This window comes from Streptomyces roseofulvus (genome assembly GCF_039534915.1).
GTDB classification, from domain to species: Bacteria; Actinomycetota; Actinomycetes; order Streptomycetales; family Streptomycetaceae; genus Streptomyces; species Streptomyces roseofulvus.
Genome location: NZ_BAAAWE010000001.1, coordinates 6,354,000 through 6,374,240 on the forward strand (window position 1 = coordinate 6,354,000; position 20,241 = coordinate 6,374,240).

18 protein-coding genes are annotated in these 20,241 nt (G+C 74.4%); 10 read left to right on the top strand and 8 right to left on the bottom strand.

Annotation, left to right across the window (positions count from 1 at the left end; genetic code table 11):
• Positions 1 to 145: 145 nt before the first annotated feature.
• On the top strand, positions 146 to 1,492 hold the full coding sequence (locus tag ABFY03_RS29215; RefSeq protein WP_319009262.1) for a nucleobase:cation symporter-2 family protein: 1,347 nt from the start codon (positions 146 to 148) through the stop codon (positions 1,490 to 1,492).
• A gap of 80 nt (positions 1,493 to 1,572) precedes the next feature.
• On the opposite strand, the gene ABFY03_RS29220 is transcribed toward ABFY03_RS29215, so the two are convergent.
• Positions 1,573 to 2,172, bottom strand: coding sequence for a hypothetical protein (locus ABFY03_RS29220; RefSeq protein ID WP_319009209.1), 600 nt, complete (start codon positions 2,170 to 2,172; stop codon positions 1,573 to 1,575).
• A 143-nt stretch (positions 2,173 to 2,315) separates the two neighbouring features.
• Here ABFY03_RS29220 and ABFY03_RS29225 point away from each other — a divergent pair, with 143 nt between their 5' ends.
• Positions 2,316 to 3,263 carry a fibronectin type III domain-containing protein gene (locus ABFY03_RS29225; RefSeq protein WP_346171205.1) on the top strand — a complete coding sequence of 316 codons (948 nt, stop codon included), beginning with the start codon at positions 2,316 to 2,318 and terminating at the stop codon, positions 3,261 to 3,263.
• Positions 3,264 to 3,320: 57 nt separating this feature from the next.
• Positions 3,321 to 5,120, top strand: coding sequence for a hypothetical protein (locus ABFY03_RS29230; protein WP_346171206.1), 1,800 nt, complete (start codon positions 3,321 to 3,323; stop codon positions 5,118 to 5,120).
• Positions 5,121 to 5,158: 38 nt separating this feature from the next.
• Here ABFY03_RS29230 and ABFY03_RS29235 read toward each other — a convergent pair whose 3' ends face one another.
• The 3 genes from ABFY03_RS29235 to ABFY03_RS29245 all read right to left on the bottom strand — a co-directional run bounded on the left by ABFY03_RS29235 (position 5,159) and on the right by ABFY03_RS29245 (position 9,026).
• Positions 5,159 to 6,304: a GDSL-type esterase/lipase family protein gene (locus ABFY03_RS29235; RefSeq protein WP_319009212.1), complete on the bottom strand. Its 1,146-nt coding sequence runs from the start codon at positions 6,302 to 6,304 to the stop codon at positions 5,159 to 5,161.
• A gap of 205 nt (positions 6,305 to 6,509) precedes the next feature.
• Positions 6,510 to 8,132 (bottom strand): malate synthase A, encoded by a 1,623-nt coding sequence (gene aceB / locus ABFY03_RS29240; protein ID WP_346171207.1) that lies wholly within the window; start codon positions 8,130 to 8,132, stop codon positions 6,510 to 6,512.
• A 255-nt stretch (positions 8,133 to 8,387) separates the two neighbouring features.
• A complete protein-coding gene (locus ABFY03_RS29245; protein ID WP_319009214.1) occupies positions 8,388 to 9,026 on the bottom strand; it encodes a nucleotidyltransferase family protein in 639 nt (212 codons plus the stop codon).
• A gap of 171 nt (positions 9,027 to 9,197) precedes the next feature.
• Here ABFY03_RS29245 and ABFY03_RS29250 point away from each other — a divergent pair, with 171 nt between their 5' ends.
• Positions 9,198 to 9,527, top strand: a complete 330-nt coding sequence (locus ABFY03_RS29250; RefSeq protein ID WP_319009215.1) for a DUF5955 family protein — start codon at positions 9,198 to 9,200, stop codon at positions 9,525 to 9,527.
• A 3-nt stretch (positions 9,528 to 9,530) separates the two neighbouring features.
• Here the strand turns inward: ABFY03_RS29250 and ABFY03_RS29255 are convergent, their stop codons facing one another.
• Positions 9,531 to 10,157, bottom strand: a complete 627-nt coding sequence (locus tag ABFY03_RS29255) for a response regulator transcription factor (protein ID WP_319009216.1) — start codon at positions 10,155 to 10,157, stop codon at positions 9,531 to 9,533.
• The gene (locus tag ABFY03_RS29260) at positions 10,154 to 11,314 is read right to left on the bottom strand and encodes a sensor histidine kinase (RefSeq protein WP_319009217.1); all 1,161 of its coding nucleotides are present in this window, start codon (positions 11,312 to 11,314) and stop codon (positions 10,154 to 10,156) included. The genes ABFY03_RS29255 and ABFY03_RS29260 overlap by 4 nt, the downstream gene beginning before the upstream one ends.
• Before the next feature lie 112 nt (positions 11,315 to 11,426).
• Between ABFY03_RS29260 and ABFY03_RS29265 the strand changes: the two genes are divergently transcribed.
• A complete protein-coding gene (locus ABFY03_RS29265) occupies positions 11,427 to 12,503 on the top strand; it encodes an ABC transporter permease (RefSeq protein WP_319009218.1) in 1,077 nt (358 codons plus the stop codon).
• On the top strand, positions 12,500 to 13,180 hold the full coding sequence (locus ABFY03_RS29270) for an ABC transporter ATP-binding protein (RefSeq protein ID WP_319009219.1): 681 nt from the start codon (positions 12,500 to 12,502) through the stop codon (positions 13,178 to 13,180). The genes ABFY03_RS29265 and ABFY03_RS29270 overlap by 4 nt, the downstream gene beginning before the upstream one ends.
• Before the next feature lie 500 nt (positions 13,181 to 13,680).
• Here ABFY03_RS29270 and ABFY03_RS29275 read toward each other — a convergent pair whose 3' ends face one another.
• Positions 13,681 to 14,487: an IclR family transcriptional regulator gene (locus ABFY03_RS29275; RefSeq protein WP_319009220.1), complete on the bottom strand. Its 807-nt coding sequence runs from the start codon at positions 14,485 to 14,487 to the stop codon at positions 13,681 to 13,683.
• Positions 14,488 to 14,814: 327 nt separating this feature from the next.
• Here ABFY03_RS29275 and allB point away from each other — a divergent pair, with 327 nt between their 5' ends.
• The gene (gene allB / locus ABFY03_RS29280) at positions 14,815 to 16,152 is read left to right on the top strand and encodes an allantoinase AllB (protein ID WP_346171208.1); all 1,338 of its coding nucleotides are present in this window, start codon (positions 14,815 to 14,817) and stop codon (positions 16,150 to 16,152) included.
• Positions 16,153 to 16,155: 3 nt separating this feature from the next.
• A complete protein-coding gene (gene alc / locus ABFY03_RS29285) occupies positions 16,156 to 17,274 on the top strand; it encodes an allantoicase (protein WP_346171209.1) in 1,119 nt (372 codons plus the stop codon).
• A 353-nt stretch (positions 17,275 to 17,627) separates the two neighbouring features.
• Here alc and ABFY03_RS29290 read toward each other — a convergent pair whose 3' ends face one another.
• Positions 17,628 to 18,377 carry an SDR family NAD(P)-dependent oxidoreductase gene (locus tag ABFY03_RS29290; RefSeq protein WP_319009223.1) on the bottom strand — a complete coding sequence of 250 codons (750 nt, stop codon included), beginning with the start codon at positions 18,375 to 18,377 and terminating at the stop codon, positions 17,628 to 17,630.
• Between the two features lie 175 nt (positions 18,378 to 18,552).
• Here ABFY03_RS29290 and ABFY03_RS29295 point away from each other — a divergent pair, with 175 nt between their 5' ends.
• Together ABFY03_RS29295 and ABFY03_RS29300 are read left to right on the top strand one after the other, a co-directional pair.
• Complete coding sequence (locus tag ABFY03_RS29295) at positions 18,553 to 19,164, top strand: dihydrofolate reductase family protein (protein ID WP_319009224.1); 612 nt, start codon at positions 18,553 to 18,555, stop codon at positions 19,162 to 19,164.
• A gap of 104 nt (positions 19,165 to 19,268) precedes the next feature.
• Positions 19,269 to 20,207, top strand: coding sequence for a DMT family transporter (locus ABFY03_RS29300; RefSeq protein ID WP_319009225.1), 939 nt, complete (start codon positions 19,269 to 19,271; stop codon positions 20,205 to 20,207).
• Positions 20,208 to 20,241 lie beyond the last annotated feature (34 nt).

Here is a 20,241-nt window from a genome sequence, read left to right on the forward strand (position 1 = left end):
TGACACCCGCGTCACCGCCGACGTGTACCCGACCGGAGGAACCGCCGTGGCCGACGAGCCCCAGGTTCGCAATGCACAAGACGCAGGCACCGCCCCGGAAGACCGGACCAAGCATCCGGTCGACGAGACCCTGCCCCCACTGAAGATGTTCACCAGCGGCCTCCAGCACGTGGCCGCCATGTACGCGGGCGTGGTGGCCCCGCCGCTGATCGTCGGAGCGGCCGTCGGCCTCTCCGGCACCGAACTCACCTTCCTCACCGGCGCCAGCCTCTTCACCGCCGGCCTCGCCACCTTCCTCCAGACCCTCGGCGTCTGGAAGATCGGCGCCAAGCTCCCGTTCGTCAACGGCGTCACCTTCGCCGGCGTGGCCCCGATGCTCGCCATCGTCGACACGACCGAGGACAAGGCCGACGCGCTGCCCGTCATCTTCGGCGCGATCATCGTCGCCGGTCTCCTCGGCTTCCTCGCCGCGCCCTGGTTCTCCCGGCTGGTGCGGTTCTTCCCGCCGGTCGTCACCGGCACCGTCATCACCCTGATCGGCGTCTCGCTGCTGCCGGTCGCCTTCGGCTGGGCCCAGGGGCCCAACCCCGCGGCGGAGGACTACGGTTCGGGCAGATTCCTCGGCCTGGCCGCCGTCACCCTCCTGATCGTCCTGCTGCTGCGCCGCTTCACCCGCGGCTTCCTCAAGCAGATCGCGGTCCTCGTCGGCCTCGTCCTCGGCACGCTGATCGCCATACCCTTCGGCGTCACCGACTTCACCCCGGTGACCGAGGCGGACCTGGTCGGCTTCCCCAGCCCCTTCCACTTCGGCGCCCCGCAGTTCGCCCTGGCCGCGATCGTCTCCATGTGCGTCGTCATGCTGGTCTCGATGACCGAGTCGACCGCCGACATGCTGGCGCTCGGCGAGATCGTCGAGCGGCCCGCCGACGAGAAGACCATCGCGGCCGGTCTGCGCGCCGACACCCTCGGCTCGGCGATCAGCCCGCTCTTCAACGGCTTCATGTGCAGCGCCTTCGCCCAGAACGTCGGCCTGGTCGCCATGACCCGGATCCGCAGCCGCTTCGTCGTCGCCTGCGGCGGCGGCCTGCTGGTCCTCATGGGCCTCTCGCCGGTGATGGCCTCGCTGATCTCGGTGGTGCCCCGCCCGGTCCTCGGCGGCGCCGGCGTCGTCCTCTTCGGCTCGGTCGCGGCCAGCGGCATCCAGACCCTGGTCAAGGCCGGCCTGGAGAAGGACAACAACGTCCTCATCGTCGCCGTCTCGCTGGCGGTCGGCATCATCCCGATCACCAAGCCGGACTTCTACCACGCCTTCCCGGAGACCGCGCAGATCATCCTGGACTCCGGCATCTCCACCGGCTGCGTGGCGGCCGTCCTGCTCAACGTGGTCTTCAACCACTTCGGCGGGCGCCGGGACGACGACGAGGTGACGGCCCCGATGGAGCCGGGCGAGGAGATCTCCGAGACCCGCGCCAAGACGGTCCACGCCCACTAGGACCCGTCCGAGGAACCGCCCCGCCCGCCCCGGGCCCCGCGCACGCCGCGGGACCCGGGGCGGCGTCGTGCCCGCCGCCCTCACGCCGACTCCAGGGCGATCCGCCGGGCGCACTCCCCGGCCAGCGCCGGGTACGCGGCGGCGATCGCCTCGTACAGCCTGCGCCGCAGCAGCCGTTCGGCCTCGCGGCGGCCGGTGTCGCCGTACAACCCGTCGAGCAGCGTCTCGTACCGCGCCAGCGCCTGCCGCAGATAGCCCACCTGCCACCGGACGAGCGAGCCGGCCGGTGCCGGGCCGCCCCGCCCGGCCGGGGCGCGCGCGGCCAGCAGGTGCCGGTGGCGGACCGCCCGCCGCTCCAGCTCGGCCGCCGGCAGCCGCGGCACCTCGATCGGCTCGGCCCGGATCGCCGCGAGCACGGCGGCCCGCCGCCTCCCGGCCAGCACCCCGACGGCGGCGCTCCGGCGCGCCTCCACCAGCGCCGTGGCGGCCGCCGCGAACTCCGGCGTCCGCTCCACCGCCTCCACCCGAGCCAGCAGATACAGCCGCACCGGCCGCGGCGCGTACCGCCGCGGGTCGCGCCCCTGCACGTCCGGCAGCCCCAGCAGCTCCCGCATCAACGCGTCGGTCCAGCCGCGCCGCCGGACCCCGGCCGGCGACACGTACAGCGAACGGTCCGTCATGATCCCCCCAAGAATCGACTACGGAGAGTAACGGTTCCAGTGAAGCGCACCCCCCTGACAACGCCCCCGTGAAGCCCCCTTGCGCACCCCTCCCCAGGCGTGCGATATAGGTCTGGACCTTTTCGACGGACGGAGGCCGGCCCGTGCAACGCCCGCTCGCCGCAAGCCTGTTGACAAGTGCGGCGCTCCTCGTCGCCTGCACCGCCGGGACGCCCCCGGACACCACCCCGCCCGCACCCCCCACCGGCCTCACCGCCACCTCCGGCAGCGCCACCACCGTGCACGTCATGTGGGAGGCCGCCACCGACGACCGCGCCGTCACCGGCTACCAGGTCCTCCAGGACGGCCGCCAGGTCAGGGAACTCCCCGCCGGCACCCTCATGACCGACGTCACCGGCCTCGCCCCCGGCACCCGCCACACCTTCGCCGTCCGCGCCCGCGACGCCGCCGGCAACACCTCGCCCCCCACCCCCGCCGTCCCCGCCACCACCCTGCGCGCCACCGCCGAGGACCGCGAACCCCCCACCGCCCCCGGCACCCTCCGCGCCACCCCCGCGGGCCCCGACGCCGCCGTCCTCACCTGGACCCCCTCCCGCGACGACACCCGCGTCACCGCCTACGACGTCCACCAGGCCGGCGTCCGCGTCCACACCGCCCCCGGCTCCGCCACCACCGCCCGCGTCACCGGACTGCGCCCCGGCACCGCCTACTCCTTCACCCTCCGCGCCCGCGACGCCGCCGAGAACTCCTCCCCGGACACCGCCCCCGCCGACCTCACCACCCCCGCCGCCCCCGGCGCGCCCCCCAACACCTCCCCGCGCGCCCTCGCCGCCGCCTCCGCCGACGGCGAGATCACCCTCACCTGGACCCCGCCCGGCACCGGAGCCCCCGTCACCCACCACGAACTGCACATCGACGGCCGCTTCGCCACCACCGTCGTCTGGGGCACCACCCCGCCCCCCGGCCGCGCCACCTACACCTTCCCGGCCCAGGCCCGCCCCGGCACCACCCTCACCCTCACCCTCCGCGCCCGCCTCCCCGACGGCACCTGGGGCGACTTCTCCGCCCCCCGGACCGTCGTCGTCCGCTGAACACCGCCGGGGGTGTCCCTCAGGCCGTTCCCGGCGCCCCCGAACTACCCTGGAACCGTGGCCGAGACCGTTCTCACCAATACCGGGCTGGACCAGTTCCTGGCGCTCCTCGACGGCAGGCCGGAGCACCGCGACCCGGCCTTCGCGCGGGCCGCCGAAGCCGTGCTGGGGCTGCTCGCCCTGCGCGGCGCCGACCGGACCGCAGGGCTGCCCGAGCCGGACCCGCGCCTCGTGCGGCAGCTGCTCGTGGAGGACCTGCCGGCCTTCGTCTACGCCCCGCCCGGCGACCTCCCCGCCTACCCGGCCGTCGTCGGCGCCCTCGCCGGCTGCTTCGACGGCGAGCTGCGGCAGCGCGTCGCCGCCGTCGTCGCCGAGGCCGGGCCCGACTTCGAACGGGCCATGACCGACCCCGGCAACCTCACCTGGCACCGCTGGTACGCCTCGCTGCTGCGGACCGTCGGCGCCGACCTCGCCGACGCCGACGACGTACGGCGGCGGATCGGCGCCCTCGACGGGGCGCCGCTGCCCGACGGAGTCCTCCGCGCCGACCTCATGGGACGGACCGCGCTCGCCGAGACCGTGCTCGCCGAGGCCGTCGCCCGTGCCTACGTCCGCGACGCCGAGCAGCCGCCCGCCGCCGGCCCGCTCCTCACCGACCACGCCGTCGCCGCCGGCATCGGCCGCGTCACCGCCGCGCTCCTCGACCGCTGGACCGCCGCCGGCCTCGCCGACGAGCTCGCCGGCCCCTTCGCCCGCTTCGCTCCCGGCCCCGACGACTTCCCCCACCTCGTCCTCGCCGACGCCCTCCTCGACGAGCACATGGACTACTACGGCGACCCCTCCGTCGCCGTCCCGCCGCCGGCCGACGACGGCCCGGCCGGCGACACCGAACGGGACGCCGACGCGCTGCTCGCCGCCGTCGAGGAACTCGCCGAGGAGGAGTACGAGCCGTACGGCGGCGAGGCACCGCACCTGCTCTACGCGCTCTACCAGCGCGGCTGCGCCGCCGACTCGATCGCCCGCCGCGCCGCCGAGTACGAGGACTGGACCGTCGACCCGGCCCTGGAGGACGTGCCCGTCCCCGTCCCCGAGGGCGCCACCGGCGACTACGTCACCCCGCCCGTGCCCGAACTCGTCCGGCTGCTCGGCTCCGCCGGGATCACCGAGGACGACCGGGCCCGGCTGGACGGCCCGGCCCGCGACCTCGCCGCCGTCGCCGACCGGCTCGCCGCCACCGGCCTCGTCCTGCGCTCCGGCGACGCCTTCGGCCTCACCCCGCGCGGCGCCGCCACCGTCCGCTACCTGCTCCGGGTGCGCCGGATCGCCGCGCCCACCGCGGCCGAGGCCGCCGCCTGGACCGCGAAGGAGCTGGTGACCGCCGCCGCGCAGTGGCCGCATCCGGCCGCCGCGCGCGTGCTCGCCGACTGGCTGCACGCGCGCGGGGAGACCGCCGACGCCTGGTCGGAGCTGCTGGCCGCGCTCGGCGCCGTCCACGCCCACGCCTCCGAAGGGGCCGCCGTGCGCGCCCTGTTCGGGCTCCTCGACACGGCCGCCGCGCCGCCCTCCGCCCTGCGCGGGGCGCTGCGCGATCCGGTCGTCGGCGCCTACGCCCTGGACGCCCTCCGGGTGCGCGGCGAGGACGCGGAGCCGCTCCAGGTGCCGGTGTCGTCCCGGGCCCTGCGCGTCCTCGACCGGTTGCCCGCGAAGAAGGGCCCGCTGGAGTCCCGGCGGGCCGCCTTCGACGCGGCGGCGGCCGACTGGCCGGGCGGCTCGGCCGCCCTGGTCGAGGCGATGGCCGGGGCCGACCGGCACGGCACCGAGCGGGCCCTCGGCCCGCTCGGCATCAGCCTGCCGTGAGGCGTCCGAGCCCGCGCCTCATCCCGCCGTGAGGAGACTCAGCCCGCCGTGAGGTACATCCCGGACGGTCCCGCGCCCGCCGTGTTGCGGCAGGCCCGGTGGCCGGTCGGGACGGCCTGGATCAGCGCGAGGCAGCGCCCGAGCGCCTGCTGGCCGTACGCGTTGGGGTGCATGGACTCCTGGACGAGGCCCTGGGTGGACTGGCTGTCGATCCACCGCGCCCACTCGCTCGCCGCCCCCGACGGCGGCAGCGCCGCCGTCACCTGACGGCTCGCCTTCGCGCACACCTCGCGGCCCTGGAGCGTGTCCCGCAGGTCGAGGAACTGGGCGCCCTTCGCCACCGCCACCTGCCGCAGTCGGTTCGCGAGCTGGGGGACGAGGGAGTCCCGCGCCCAGTCGGAGTCCTTGTTCCAGAACGGGCAGCCGCCGGTGTTCGTCCGGGACCAGCCGCTCTCGGAGTAGCGGTTCTCGGCGGCGCGGGGGATCGGCGACGGGTACGACTGGAGCACGATCCGGTAGTCGGAGGCCGCGTAGCCCGCGCCGGTCATCACGGCCCGGATCTCGTCGACCGCCTTGCCGACGCCGGCCATCACGCCGTCGATCCGGGCGTCGACCTCGGCCTGCTGGTCGTCGTGGCAGTACGAGTACCAGACGATGTAATCGGTCGCGCAGGTGGTGATGATGTCGGCGAAGCCGAGGTCGTTGCCGCCGATGGAGAGGGCGATCAGCTCCACGTCGTGCGTGGCGGCGACGGCGGCCAGCTGGTCGGCCTGCGGCGCCTCTCCCTTGTACGCCTGGCCGCCCTGTGCGGCGCGGACGACGTTCGCCGTGGTGGCCCCGGAGCAGGCCAGGTTGATCAGGGTGCTCGCGATCGGTCCGGCGCTCCTGACCTCGGAGACGTCCGAGCGGTGGCAGCCGCCGGCGGTGGGGCCGTACACCCGGGACGGGTCGTAGCCGCTGCCGGTCCAGGCGCGGTCGGTGCCGTCGCGGCCGCCGGAGTTCGTGAGGCTGTTGCCGAGCCAGCGGCCCGCCTCGCCGGAGATGTAGCTGTCGCCCATGGCGACGACGGCGGTGGGGCCGCTGCCGGGGGAGGCCTGGGCGGCGGGGGCGGCGACGGAGGCGAGACCGGCGGCGGTACACAGGGCCAGGAGGGCGCGCAGCGCGCGGTGGGGGGTCGAGGGCATGGCTGTGTGCTCCTGCGGGGACGCAGTGACGTGGGGGACAGCCGCCGGCCGGTGGCATGGCGGAATCTCGCACGCGCTGACTTATTACCGCTAGGTAGCTGCATATCTCGGTTGCGTCACGTCCCCTGTGACGCGCCAGGGCCCGTCTCCCCGGAGCTGTGCGTTCACCGGGAGGGACGGGCCCTGGACGGGGGCGTGCGGGAGATCAGCCGACGAGCTGCTCGTACGCGGGGAGGGTGAGGAAGTCCGCGTAGTCGGCGTCGAGGGAGACGTGCAGGAGGAGGTCGTGGGCCTGCTGCCACTTGCCGGCGGCGAACGCCTCCTCGCCGATCTCGGCGCGGATGGCGGCCAGCTCCTCGGCGGCGACCTTGCGGGCCAGCTCCGGGGTCGCGGTCTCGCCGTTCTCGAAGACGACACCCGCGTTGATCCACTGCCAGATCTGCGAGCGGGAGATCTCGGCGGTGGCCGCGTCCTCCATCAGGTTGAAGATGGCGACGGCGCCGAGGCCGCGCAGCCACGCCTCGATGTAGCGGATGCCGACCTGGACGGCGTTGCGCAGGCCGTCGTAGGTGGGCTTGGCGTCGAGCGAGTCGATGGCGATGAGGTCGCCGGGGGCCACGGAGACGTCCTCGCGCAGCCGGTCCTTCTGGTTCGGCTTGTCGCCGAGGACGGCGTCGAAGGAGGCCATGGCGATCGGGACCAGGTCGGGGTGGGCGACCCAGGAGCCGTCGAAGCCGTCGCCGGCCTCCCGGTCCTTGTCGGCCTTGACCTTCTCGAAGGCGACCTTGTTGACCTCGGCGTCCTTGCGGGACGGGATGAAGGCCGCCATGCCGCCGATCGCGTGCGCGCCGCGCTTGTGGCAGGTGCGGACGAGGAGTTCGGTGTACGCGCGCATGAACGGGGCCGTCATCGTGACCGCGTTGCGGTCCGGGAGGACGAACTCGGCGCCGCCGTCACGGAAGTTCTTGACGATGGAGAAGAGGTAGTCCCAGCGGCCCGCGTTGAGGCCGGCGGCGTGGTCGCGGAGCTCGTAGAGGATCTCCTCCATCTCGTACGCGGCCGTGATGGTCTCGATGAGGACCGTGGCGCGGACGGTGCCCTGCGGGATGCCGACGTAGTCCTGGGCGAAGACGAAGATGTCGTTCCAGAGGCGGGCCTCCAGGTGCGACTCGGTCTTCGGGAGGTAGAAGTACGGGCCCTTGCCGAGGTCGATCAGGCGCTGCGCGTTGTGGAAGAAGTACAGGCCGAAGTCGACGAGCGCGCCGGGCACGGCCCGTCCCTCGAAGGTGAGGTGACGCTCCTCCAGGTGCCAGCCGCGCGGCCGCATGACGACCGTGGCGAGCTCCTCGGCCGGCTTGAGGGCGTACGACTTGCCGGTGCGGGCGTCGGTGAAGTCGATGGCGCGGGTGTAGGCGTCGATCAGGTTGACCTGGCCGAGGACCACGTTCTCCCAGGTGGGCGCCGAGGCGTCCTCGAAGTCCGCGAGCCACACCTTAGCGCCGGAGTTGAGCGCGTTGATGGTCATCTTGCGGTCGGTCGGGCCGGTGATCTCGACGCGGCGGTCGTTCAGGGCCGCCGGGGCGGGCGCGACCTTCCAGGAGTCGTCGGCGCGGATCGCCGCGGTCTCCGGCAGGAAGTCGAGGGTCGAGGTGCGGGCGATCTCGGCGCGGCGCTCGGCGCGGCGCGCGAGGAGCTCGTCCCGGCGCGGGGTGAACCGGCGGTGGAGCTCGGCGACGAAGGCGAGGGCCGCCTCCGTCAGCACCTCCTCCTGGCGCGGCAGGGGCTCGGCGTCGACGACGGCCAGGGGGGACGGCGCTGGTGCGGACATGACCTGTCACTTCCTTCAGCGGACTACGCGTGCGGTGCCTGGCGGCCGCCGGGCGTCACAGACGGCACGGAGTGCCGCGGGTGCCGAGATACGGCCGCGAGCGCCTTCACAGGGGATCAGGCGCTTCTATGCAGTGGATATTAGTTTCCTCATGGTGGAAGTTCAATCGTTTGTTGATGTCGAGATTCTTCGGGTCGACAGAACATGGCTCCGGGTGCCAGCCCCCTCACTCCAGGTGCCCGCACCCGGACCGCCTCACCCCTCCAGCCGGTACAGGTCCGCCTCCGTGTCGATGTCGAAGGGCTCCGCCACGTCCGAGCAGTCCACCAGCGCGACCGCCTCCCGGTGCGCCGCCAGGTAGTCCCGCGCCCCCCGGTCGCCCTCCGCGACCGCCGCGATCCCCGCCCACCGGTCCGCGCCGAACAGCACCGGATGGCCCCGCCTCCCGTCGTACGAGGCCGCCGCCAGCGCGTCCCGCGCCCCGTACGCCGCCCGCACCCGGGCCACCGCGGCCGCCCCGATCCCCGGCTGGTCCACCAGCGACACCAGCGCCGCGTCCACCCCGCGCGGATCCGCCGCCAGCGAGGCCAGGCCGACCCGCAGCGACGCCCCCATGCCGTCCGCCCACGCCGGGTTCTCCACCAGGACGCACCCCGGCAGCTCGGCCCGCTCCCGCACCCGCTCCGCCGACGCCCCCAGCACCACGTGCACCACCGCGCAGCCGCCCTCGCGCAGCACCCGCACCGCGTGCTCGACCAGCGGACGGCCCCGGTACGGCAGCAGCGCCTTCGGCCGCCCGCCGAGCCTGCGCCCGCCGCCGGCGGCCAGCAGCAGTCCGGCGACGAGCGGCGGGGAGGAAGGGGAGGAAGGAGAGGGAGAGACAGTCTTCGTCATGAGGACTGCTTACCTCATGACACGGAATGACACGGTCGCATGAATGCGCCTCCCGGCCTCTTCCCCGCCGGGCGGCCGAGGGGTTAACTGACCCCCACTCAGGGCGCCCGACCACCGCCCGGAGCCAGTCGGCGGCGGACGTCCCGGAGCGGACGTCCGGGAGTGGGGGCCGTGGTGCGGAGCGTGGAGCAGAGGCCAGTGACCGGCGAGACAGTGGACCCGAGGGTGGCCGGACTCCGGTCCGCCGTGGCCCGCCTCCGGCGCGAACTGGCCGGCCACCGGGTGGAGCTCGCCGACCGGGAGATCGCCGAGGACGAGCTCGCGGCGCTCGACGCGATGGCCGTCAGCGGCGCCCCCGAGGTGTGGCGGCTGCGCCGCAGCCTGCTCCTCGTGGCCGGCTCGCTCGGCTCCGTCAGCGCCCTCGCCGAGGCCCTCGCGGCCGTCCGCCACGCCGTCGAACTCTTCGGCCCCGCCCTGCCGCCCCAGCGACCCGGTTCCTGAGGGTCAGCGCCGGATCAGCCGCCGCTCGCGGGCCGCCGCCACCGCCGCCGTCCGCGAGTCCACGCCCAGCTTGGCGAAGACGTGCACCAGATGGGACTTCACCGTCGCCTGGCTGAGGAACAGCACCTTGCTGATCTGCTGGTTCGACAGCCCCTCGCCGACCAGCTGGAGCACCTCCAGCTCCCGCTTGGTCAGTGCCTCCGCCGGGGTCCGCATCCGGTCCATCAGCCGGTGCGCCACCGCCGGCGCGAGCGCCGACTGGCCGGCCGCCGCCGTCCGCACCGCCGCCGCCAGCTCCTCCGGCGGCGCGTCCTTCAGCAGATAGCCCGACGCGCCGGCCTCCACCGCCGCCAGGATGTCCGCGTCCGTGTCGTACGTCGTCAGCACCAGCACCCGCGGCCCGCCCGGCAGCGCGGTGATCGCCGCCGTCGCCTCCGAACCGTGCATCCCCGCGCCGAACTGGAGGTCCATCAGGACCACGTCCACGCCCCCGGCCGCCGCCAGCTCCACCGCGCGCTCCGCCGTCGCCGCCTCCCCGACCACGGTGAAGCCGGGCTCCGTGTCCAGGACCGCGCGCAGCCCCGCCCGCACCACCGGGTGGTCGTCGGCGAGGAGAAGTCGGACGGTCATACGGCGGCTCCGGCGGGAAGGGGGAGGGAGACGGCGACGGCGGTGCCCTGGCCGGGCGCCGACTCGACGGTGAACGTGCCGCCCAGCGACTCCGCCCGCGAGCGCATCGCCGGAAGCCCGAAACCGCCGTCCGAGGACGGGTGCACGGAGGCGGGGTCGAAGCCCCGCCCGTCGTCGACCACGTCCAGCGTCACCGACGCGTCCATGAACGACAAGGTGATCTCCGCCCGCGAGGCCGCGGCGTGCCGCACCGTGTTGCCCAGTGCCGACTGCGCGATCCGCAGCAGCGCCACCTCGTACGGCGTCGGAAGCTCCACCGGCGTCCCGCTCACCGAGAACCGGGCCCGCGGCCCCGGGCCCGGCTCGCACAACCGCTCCAGGGCCGCCGCCAGCGAACCGTGCTCCAGATCCGGCGGCGTCAGCGCCCGCACGAACCGGCGCGCCTCCGCCAGGTTGTCCTGCGCGGCCTGCCGCGCCCGGTCGATGTGCCCGGCCGCCGGCGAACCCGCGGGCAGCGCCCGCTCGGCCGCCCGCAGCAGCAGCTGGATCGAGGAGAGCCCCTGCGCGAGCGTGTCGTGGATCTCCCGGGCCAGCCGCTCCCGCTCGGCCAGCGTCCCCGCGTGCCGCTCGGCCGCCGCCAGCTCGGCGCGGGTCGCGATCAGCTCCTCGATGAGGCGCCGCCGCCGCTCGCTCTCCCGGTACAGCGCCTGGTAGCCGAGGACGGTCGCCACGGCCACGGCGGCGCCGAGCAGCGGCCCGATGAAGACCCCCGGGTTCAGCGCGGCGCCGTGCCCGACGTACGAGAGGATCGCCGCGCCCGCCGTCAGCGCCACCGCCGGCAGCGACCAGCGGGTGGGCAGCAGATGCAGCTGGAGGAAGTACAGCGGGAAGGCGAGCCACAGCGCCTCCGGCGTCGCCCACAGCAGCGCCAGCCAGGCGAGCGCCAGGACCGCGAGCCAGCCGGCGGCGGCCCGCTGCGACCGCCGTACGGAGGGCAGCCAGGCCCCGGCCGCGTACACCGCGCCGGTCAGGACCGCGAGGACGGTCCCGGCCGTGGAGTGGGCACGGACCGCGGCGAGCACCAGCAGCCCCCCCATCAGGAGGTGGAGGCAGAGGCGCAGGGCGCGGAGGGCGGGGGTGAGACTGCGTGGATCCATGACCTGACCAGCGTAGGCAGGGACGAGGGATGGCGGCTCAACCGAAAGTTTGAATACGGAGCCATCCGTGGCGCGATGTCCGCGCGGGGTCCCGGCGGCCAGGCTTGGCCCCATGTTCGTGGCATGGAGAGACCTGAGATTCGCCAAGGGGCGGTTCGCCCTCATGGGCACGGTGATCGTGCTGATCACCCTGCTCGTGGGGCTCCTATCCGGGCTGACGGCCGGACTCGCGCGGGAGAACGTCTCCGCGATCACCGGCCTGCCCGCCGACCGGATCGCCTTCGCGGCGCCGCCCGCGGGGCAGTCGGTCTCGTTCACCAACTCCACGGTGACGGAGGAGCAGTGGAGCGCGTGGGCGCAGCGGCCCGGCGTGACCGGCGCGGCGCCGCTCGGCATCCGCACGCTCAACGCGGTCGCGGGCGAGCGGACCGCCGCCGTCTCCGCGTTCGGTACGGAGCCGGGCGACGGCCTCGCGCCCGGAGCCGTCGCGCCGGGCCGGGCCGTCCTGTCCGGGTCGGCGGCCGAGGAACTGGACGCGCGCGCCGGGGACACGGTCCGGCTCGGCCCGCTGGAGGTCACCGTCGCCGCCGTGGCCGGGGACGCCTCGTACAGCCACACGCCCGTCGTGTGGACGTCGCTCGACGACTGGCAGCGGCTCGGCCACAGCGGCACGACGACGGAGGCGCAGGCGACGGTGATCGCCCTGCGCGGCGCCGGCGCCGACTGGGCCGCCGGCGACGCGGCCGCCGGCACCGAGGCGCGGACCGTCGACGACGCCCTCGGCGCCATAGGGTCCTACCAGGCCGAGAACGGCTCCCTCCAGCTGATGCGCGGCTTCCTCTTCGTGATCTCCGCGCTCGTCATAGGGGCCTTCTTCACCGTCTGGACCATCCAGCGCAGCGGGGACGTCGCCGTCCTCAAGGCGCTCGGCGCCTCCACGCCCTATCTGCTGCGGGACGCGCTCGGGCAGGCGGTGCTGATGCTGGTGGCGGGAACGCTGCTGGGCACCGGTCTCGCGCTCGGCATCGGCGCGCTCGTCAGCGGCGGCGACGTGCCGTTCGTCCTCTCGCCGCTCACCGTCCTCGGGCCGGCCGCCGTCATCATCGTGCTCGGCGCGGTCGGCTCCGCCCTGTCCATCCGGCGGATCACCGCCGTCGATCCCCTCACCGCGCTCGGGAGCGTCCGATGAGCCTCGCACTCGATGCCGTCACCCTCACCTACCCGGACGGCGACGGACGGCTGACCGCCCTCGACGACGTCTCCCTCACCGTCCCGCCGGGCCGGCTCACCGCCGTCGTCGGCCCCTCCGGCTCCGGCAAGTCCAGCCTGCTCGCCGTCGCCGCGACGCTCGTCACCCCGGACCGGGGCCGGGTCGTCGTGGCCGGCACGGACACGGCGGGGCTCGACGCGGCGGGCCGGGCGGAGCTCCGCCGGACCTCGATCGGGATCGTCTTCCAGCAGCCGAACCTGCTGCCCTCGCTGACGGCGGCGGAACAGCTCCAGGTGATGGCGCACCTGTCCGGCCGTCCGCCGAAGTCGGTACGCGACCGGGCCCTGGACCTCCTCGACGCGGTCGGCCTCGCGGACCGGGCCGCGCGCCGGCCGCACCAGCTCTCCGGCGGGCAGCGGCAGCGGGTCAACATCGCCCGGGCGCTGATGAACGAGCCGTCGGTCCTCCTCGTCGACGAGCCCACGAGCGCGCTGGACCACGAGCGGGGCGCGGCGATCGTCGCGCTCCTCGCGAGGCTGACGCGGGAGCGGGGGACGGCGACGCTGCTCGTCACCCACGACCAGGGGCACCTGGGGGCGGCGGACGCCACGATCACCGTCCAGGACGGCCGCGCCACCCTCCCCACCCCCGCCTGACCCCCCCGCGGGGGGCGGGCCTCCCCGTGTGGCCCCAGGCGTTCCGCAGGGCGGGGCCACCCTGCACGTCCGGCTTCCGCGCCGGGCCCGGGTCTTCGGGGCGGCGCCTTCTGCGGGTCCCCCGTGTGGGCAGGCGTTCCGCAGGGGCCCACCCTGCACGCCCGGCTTCCGCGCCGGGGTCGGCTGCGGGGCGGCCCTTCCGCCGGGCCTCCGTGTGGGCAGGCGTTCCGCAGGGGCGGAACGGGTGGGCACGGAACGGCGCCGCTTGCCGGGCCCAGGCTTCTGCGCCTGAACCCGCACCCCGTGCACGAGGCCGTACCGGTGCGGGTCCAGGCTCGGGGCGCGGAGGCACCGCTGAGGGTGCCGTTCCGTTGTGCCCACCCTCCCCCAAGCTCTCGGCTTCGCTCGAGCAGGGGGGACCCCCATCGCCCCAGCGGAACGATCGCCCACAACGAAACGGCGGCGGCGCCGGGCGCAGGCCGCGGTGGTGCGGGCGGGGCCTACGCCTGGCCGTTCGCCGTCGTGTTGGTGAGGGCCGTGGAGAGTTCTCGGGCCACCTGCTGAAGGATGGGGACGATCTTCTCCGTGGCCGCCTCCGTCACCCGCCCCGCCGGGCCCGAGATGGAGATGGCCGCCGCCGTGGGGGAGTCGGGGACGGAGACCGCGAGGCAGCGGACCCCTATCTCCTGCTCGTTGTCGTCGACCGCGTACCCCGTCTCGCGGACCGCCGCGAGCGCCGCCAGGAAGCCGTCCGGCGTGGTGATGGTCTTCTCGGTGGCGGCCGGCATCCCGGTCCGGGAGAGCAGGGCGCGCACCTCGTCGTCCGGGGTGTGCGCCAGCAGCGCCTTGCCGACGCCGGTGGAGTGCGGCAGCACCCGGCGGCCGACCTCGGTGAACATGCGCATGGAGTGCTTGGACGGCACCTGGGCGACGTACACGATCTCGTCGCCGTCGAGCAGCGCCATGTTCGCCGTCTCGCCGGTCTCCTCGACGAGCCGCGCCAGATAGGGGCGGGCCCAGGTGCCGAGCAGCCGGGAGGCGGACTCGCCGAGGCGGATGAGGCGGGGGCCGAGCGCGTACCGACGGTTGGGCTGCTGGCGGACGTAACCGCAGGCGACCAGGGTGCGCATGAGACGGTGGATGGTGGGCAGCGGAAGTCCGCTGCTGGCGGAGAGCTCGCTCAGCCCGACCTCGCCCCCGGCGTCGGCCATCCGTTCCAGGAGATCGAAGGCGCGCTCGAGGGACTGGACGCCGCCGCTCGCGGCGGGCTTGGCGGCGTCGGTGGTGCTGGCGCTGGACGTCGGCACGTCAACGGTCCTTTCGGGGCAGGCGGGCAAGGCAGCAGCCTACCGGTCCGCCGCGCCGGGCACCGTGTGCGGGGCCTGGCGTCCGGGCCGGTCAGCGGGGTGTTTGTCCGTTGTCGGCGGCTGCTCCGCAGGATCTGGACGACCCCGCCTGTGCGGAGATACCTTCTACTCTACGAAATTCGCATTCCACTTTGTGGAAACGTCTAAGGCGGTTCCGCGGAGGGACGGCCGACCGGGTGGGCCCTTGACGGGCATCTCGTCCCGGCCGCAGACTCCTTCAACAGTTCGTTGAAATTCTGCTTCGTGGAAGCGGAACGGGAAAGGGGCATGGTGGACGTCAACCTGGTACTGCGCTCGACACGGGTCATCACCCCGGAGGGCACGCGGCCGGCGGCCATCGCCGTCTCGGGCGGGACGATCGCGGCGGTGCTGCCGTACGAGGCCGAGGTTCCCGCCGGTGCCCGACTGGAGGACGTCGGCGACGACGTCGTCCTGCCGGGCCTCGTCGACTCGCACGTCCATGTGAACGACCCGGGCCGCACCGAGTGGGAGGGCTTCTGGACCGCCACCCGCGCGGCCGCCGCCGGCGGCATCACCACCATCGTGGACATGCCGCTCAACTCGCTGCCGCCCACGACGACGGTGGAGAACCTGCGGGTCAAGCAGGACGTCGCCCGGACGAAGGCCCACGTCGACGTCGGCTTCTGGGGCGGCGCCCTGCCGGACAACGTCAAGGACCTGCGCCCGCTGCACGACGCCGGCGTCTACGGCTTCAAGTGCTTCCTCTCGCCGTCGGGCGTGGAGGAGTTCCCCGAGCTGGACCAGGAGCAGCTGGCGCGGTCGCTCGCGGAGATCGCCGGCTTCGACGGACTGATGATCGTGCACGCCGAGGACCCGCACCACCTCGCGGCGGCGCCGCAGAAGTCCTCGGAGCAGTACGCCGACTTCCTGGCCTCCCGGCCGCGTGACGCCGAGAACACGGCCATCGCCAACCTGATCGACCAGGCCCGGCGGCTGAGCGCCCGCGTCCACGTCCTGCACCTGTCCTCCTCGGACGCGCTGCCGCTGATCGCCGCCGCCAAGGCCGACGGCCTCAAGGTGACCGTGGAGTCCTGTCCGCACTTCCTCACCCTCACCGCCGAGGAGATCCCGGACGGGGCGACCGAGTTCAAGTGCTGCCCGCCGATCCGCGAGGCCGCCAACCAGGACGCCCTCTGGCAGGGCCTGGCCGACGGCGTGATCGACTGCATCGTGTCGGACCACTCGCCGTCGACGGCCGACCTGAAGACGCCCGACTTCTCCTCCGCCTGGGGCGGGATCTCCTCGCTGCAGCTCGGACTCCCCGCCATCTGGACCGAGGCCCGCCGCCGCGGCCACTCGCTGGAGGACGTCGTCCGCTGGATGTCCGCCGGCCCCGCCCGCCTCGCCGGCCTCGACCGCAAGGGCGCCATCGAGGCCGGACGCGACGCCGACTTCGCCGTCGTCGACCCCGACGCCACCTTCACCGTCGACCCCGTCGAGCTCCAGCACCGCAACCGCATCACCGCCTACGCGGGCAGGACCCTCCACGGCGTGGTCACCTCCACCTGGCTGCGCGGCGAGAAGATCAACGACCGCGGCACCCTGGCCGAGCCCTCCGGCCGTCTCCTCGAAAGGAACAACTGACCCGTGAGCACCGGCATACCCTCCTTCACCGGCGACGCCAGCCCGTACGGCGGCGGCGACCCGTACGCCGACTACCGCACGGCCGAGTTCCCCTTCACCCAGTACGCGGACCTCGCCGACCGCCGCCTCGGCGCCGGCGTCATCGCCGCCAACGACGAGTTCTTCGCCGAGCGCGAGAACCTGCTGAAGCCCGAGCCCGCCGAGTTCGACCCCGAGCACTTCGGCCACAAGGGCAAGATCATGGACGGCTGGGAGACCCGCCGCCGGCGCGGCGTCTCCGCCGCCGAGCCGCACCCCACCGCCGAGGACCACGACTGGGCGCTCGTCCGGCTCGGCGCGCCCGGCGTGATCCGCGGCATCGTCGTCGACACCGCCCACTTCCGCGGCAACTACCCGCAGGCCGTCTCCGTCGAGGCCACCTCCGTACCCGGCTCGCCCTCGCCCGAGGACCTGCTCGCCGACGACGTGAAGTGGACGACCCTCGTCCCGCGCACCGCCATCGGCGGCCACGCGGCGAACGGCTTCGCCGTCGACGTCGAGCAGCGCTTCACCCACCTCCGCGTCAACCAGCACCCGGACGGCGGCATCGCCCGCCTCCGCGTGTACGGCGAGGTCGCCCCCGACCCGGCGTGGCTGGCCGTCCTCGGCACCTTCGACCTCGCCGCCCTGGAGAACGGCGGCCAGGTCGAGGACGCCTCCGACCGCTTCTACTCGCCGGCCACCAACACCATCCAGCCCGGCCGCTCCCGCAAGATGGACGACGGCTGGGAGACCCGCCGCCGCCGCGACAAGGGCAACGACTGGATCCGCTACGCGCTCGCCGCCGAGTCCGAGATCCGCGCCGTCGAGATCGACACCGCCTACCTCAAGGGCAACAGCGCCGGCTGGGCCGCGCTCTCCGTCGCCGCCGAGGGCTCCGACGACTGGACCGAGATCCTGCCCCGGACCCGGCTCCAGCCCGACACCAACCACCGCTTCGTGCTCGACACGCCCGCGGTCGGCTCCCGGGTGCGGATCGACATCTACCCGGACGGCGGCATCTCCCGCCTCCGCCTCTTCGGCTCCCTCACCGAGACGGGCGCCGCCCGCCTCACCGCCCGCCACCAGGAACTCGGCGGCTGACGGGGAGCCCGTACGACTCGGGGGCGCGGCCGGCCGACACCGACCGGCCCCTGACCGGGCGGGTACGACACCCCGCCCGGCCACGAGGGCGCACCGACCCGACAGCACCGGTGCGCCCTCTGCATTTTTTTGGGCTCGGTTCGCCTCCGGGGCGCTTCATGCCGGGCTCACGGGCCCGACCGTGCTCGCCTCCCTCGTTCCTCGGGAGGCTCCGCGCGCTCGGACCCGTTCCCCCGGCGCGCCCCTTCGGCTCACTCGCCGGCCGAGCCGGGCGAGGCTCAGCCCGTCGGGTGAAGCCCGGCCCCTCGGGCGAGGCCGGGCCCGGGTCACCAGGCTCAGCCCCCCGCCCCCCGTCAGGCCGCGTGGCCGCCGTCGACCGACAGTTCGGCGCCCGTCACATAGCGGCCCTCCGGGCCCGCCAGGTAGGCGACGGCGGCGGCGACCTCGTCCGGGGTGCCGAAGCGGCCGAGTGCGGTCATGGCCGCCTGGGCCTCCGCGTACGGGCCGTCCGCCGGGTTGAGGTCGGTGTCGACCGGGCCCGGGTGGACGATGTTCGCGGTGATCCGGCGTCCGCCGAGCTCCCGCGCCAGGGCCCGCGTCAGGCCCACCAGGGCCGACTTGCTCAGGGTGTAGAGGGTGCCGCCGGGGCCCGGCACGCGCCGGGTCATGCAGGTGCCGATCGTGACGATCCTGCCGCCGTCCGGGAGCCGCTCCGCCGCCGCCTGGGAGGCGAGGAAGGTGGCCCGGACGTTCACCGCGAGCACGCGGTCCACGTCGGCCAGGGTCAGCTCGCCCAGCGGGCCGAGGACGCCGATGCCGACGTTGTTCACCAGGACGTCGAGCCGGCCCAGGTCGTCCGCCGCCCGGTGCACCACGCCCGCCGCCTCCCCGGCGTCGCCCGCGTCCGCGCGCAGCGGCAGGGCGCGCCGACCGGTCGCCTCGATGCGGGCCGCGACCTCCTTGGCCGCCGCCTCGTCCCGTACATAGGTGAAGGCCACGTCGGCGCCCTCCCGGGCCAGCCGGACCGCCGTCGCCGCGCCGATGCCGCGGCTGCCGCCCGTCACCAGCACCGCCGTCCCGTTCATCGCGTTCCTCGTGGACATCGCTCCCCGCCTCCTTGAGATCACACAACTGGTTGCGGATTCAAGGAAAGCGGGGGCGGGGAGCCGCCGCTGGCGGCCATCGGACACCGAGTTCGGCGCGCACCGATGAGTTGCGGTGCCGGGCCGGGTCGATACGGATGGGAGAAGACGTTCCGCGGACCGAAAGGCAACCGTCATGGCCACCCTCAGCCTCACCCAGTTCCTCACCCTCGACGGCGTCTACCAGGCCCCCGGCGGCCCTGACGAGGACCGCAGCGGCGGCTTCGAGCACGGCGGCTGGTCCGTGCCCTTCGGCGACGAGGACTTCGGCCGGCACATCGACGGGATCTTCTCCCGTCCCACCGCCTTCCTCCTCGGCCGCCGCACCTACGAGATCTTCGCGGGGTACTGGCCGAAGCACGACGACCCGGCCGACCCGGTCGCGAGCAAGCTCAACGCCCTGCCCAAGTACGTCGCCACCACCACCCTCGACTCCGCCGACTGGGCCCACACGACCCTGCTGCGCGGCGACGTCGTCGAGGAGGTCGGCGCGCTCAAGGAGCGCCTGGACGGCGAGATCCAGATGCACGGCAGCGGCGGTCTCGCCCGCACCCTCCTCGCCCACGACCTGATCGACACCCTCCATCTGCACGTCTTCCCGGTCGTCCTCGGCACCGGCCACCGCCTCTTCACCGAGGGGGCCCGGCCGACCGCCTTCCGGCTCACCGGGGCCGTCGTCACCAGCACCGGCGTCGCCCTCCACACGTACGAGCGCGCGGGCCGCCCCACGTACGGCAGTTACGCCTGAGAAAAGGGTGTAGTCGCCACCGGCTTCGCCGGGTACGGTGAGCGTCCCGCGTGCGAGCCGCCGAAGTCTCCACCCCTTCCGAAGAGTTGGAGACCCGTACCGACATGGCCGCTTCGTCCGCTTCGCCGTACGCCGGATCCGTCCCCCTCGGCGCCCGGCGCCGCGCCTGGCTCACCGACCTTCCGCTGCTGCTCGTCGCCGTGTTCTGGGGCGGCAGCTATCTCGCGGCCAAGGGCATCACCACCGGCCACACCGTCGTCGCCGTCCTGGTGCTGCGGTTCGCGCTGGTGGTGCCCGTCCTGGTCGCCGCCGGGTGGAAGGGCCTGCGGGCCCTGACCGGCGCGCAGTGGCGCGGCGCCGCCCTGCTCGGCGGGATCCTCGCCGGGATCTTCCTCCTGGAGACCTACGGGGTCGTCCACACCTCGGCCACCAACGCGGGCCTGATCATCAGCCTCACCATGATCTTCACCCCGCTCGCCGAGGCCGCCGTCACCCGGACGCGGCCCTCGCGGGGCTTCCTCGGCGCCGCCGGGCTCTCGGTCGCCGGCGTCGTGCTGCTCACCCAGGGCGCCGGGTTCACCACCCCGTCCCCCGGCGACCTGCTGATCCTGCTCGCGGCGGTCGCCCGGACCGTCCACGTCCTCGCGATGGCCCGGATCAAGGCCGTCCGGTCGGCCGACTCGCTCTCCCTGACCACCGTCCAGCTCGGCACCGCCGTCCTCGTCTTCGCCGCCCTCGCCGCGGCCGGCGGCGGCACCACCCCCTGGGCCGCCGCGCTCGACTTCGGCCCCCGCGAGTGGGCCGGGCTCCTCTTCCTCTCCGTCTTCTGCACCCTCTTCGCGTTCTTCGTGCAGATGTGGGCCGTCCGCCGCACCTCCGCCTCCCGGGTCAGCCTGCTGCTCGGCACCGAACCGCTGTGGGCCGCCCTCGCCGGCATCGCCCTGGCCGGCGACCGGCCCGGCGTCCTCGGCCTCGCGGGCGCCGTCCTGGTCCTCGCCGGCACCGCCTGGGGCCGCCGCGGTGCCGACGCCGCCGATCGATAGGTTCTGTCCATGCCGAGCAATGCCCCGCCGCCCC

Bases quoted from the DNA above. Each gene is read 5' to 3' on its own strand.
- ABFY03_RS29215 (WP_319009262.1), top strand. From the start codon at position 146: ATGTTCACCAGCGGCCTCCAGCACGTGGCCGCCATGTACGCGGGCGTG.
- ABFY03_RS29220 (WP_319009209.1), bottom strand. From the start codon at position 2,172: ATGACGGACCGTTCGCTGTACGTGTCGCCGGCCGGGGTCCGGCGGCGC.
- ABFY03_RS29235 (WP_319009212.1), bottom strand. From the start codon at position 6,304: ATGCCCTCGACCCCCCACCGCGCGCTGCGCGCCCTCCTGGCCCTGTGT.
- aceB (WP_346171207.1), bottom strand. From the start codon at position 8,132: ATGTCCGCACCAGCGCCGTCCCCCCTGGCCGTCGTCGACGCCGAGCCC.
- ABFY03_RS29245 (WP_319009214.1), bottom strand. From the start codon at position 9,026: ATGACGAAGACTGTCTCTCCCTCTCCTTCCTCCCCTTCCTCCCCGCCG.
- ABFY03_RS29255 (WP_319009216.1), bottom strand. From the start codon at position 10,157: ATGACCGTCCGACTTCTCCTCGCCGACGACCACCCGGTGGTGCGGGCG.
- ABFY03_RS29260 (WP_319009217.1), bottom strand. From the start codon at position 11,314: ATGGATCCACGCAGTCTCACCCCCGCCCTCCGCGCCCTGCGCCTCTGC.
- ABFY03_RS29265 (WP_319009218.1), top strand. From the start codon at position 11,427: ATGTTCGTGGCATGGAGAGACCTGAGATTCGCCAAGGGGCGGTTCGCC.
- ABFY03_RS29270 (WP_319009219.1), top strand. From the start codon at position 12,500: ATGAGCCTCGCACTCGATGCCGTCACCCTCACCTACCCGGACGGCGAC.
- allB (WP_346171208.1), top strand. From the start codon at position 14,815: ATGGTGGACGTCAACCTGGTACTGCGCTCGACACGGGTCATCACCCCG.
- ABFY03_RS29290 (WP_319009223.1), bottom strand. From the start codon at position 18,377: ATGTCCACGAGGAACGCGATGAACGGGACGGCGGTGCTGGTGACGGGC.
- ABFY03_RS29295 (WP_319009224.1), top strand. From the start codon at position 18,553: ATGGCCACCCTCAGCCTCACCCAGTTCCTCACCCTCGACGGCGTCTAC.
- ABFY03_RS29300 (WP_319009225.1), top strand. From the start codon at position 19,269: ATGGCCGCTTCGTCCGCTTCGCCGTACGCCGGATCCGTCCCCCTCGGC.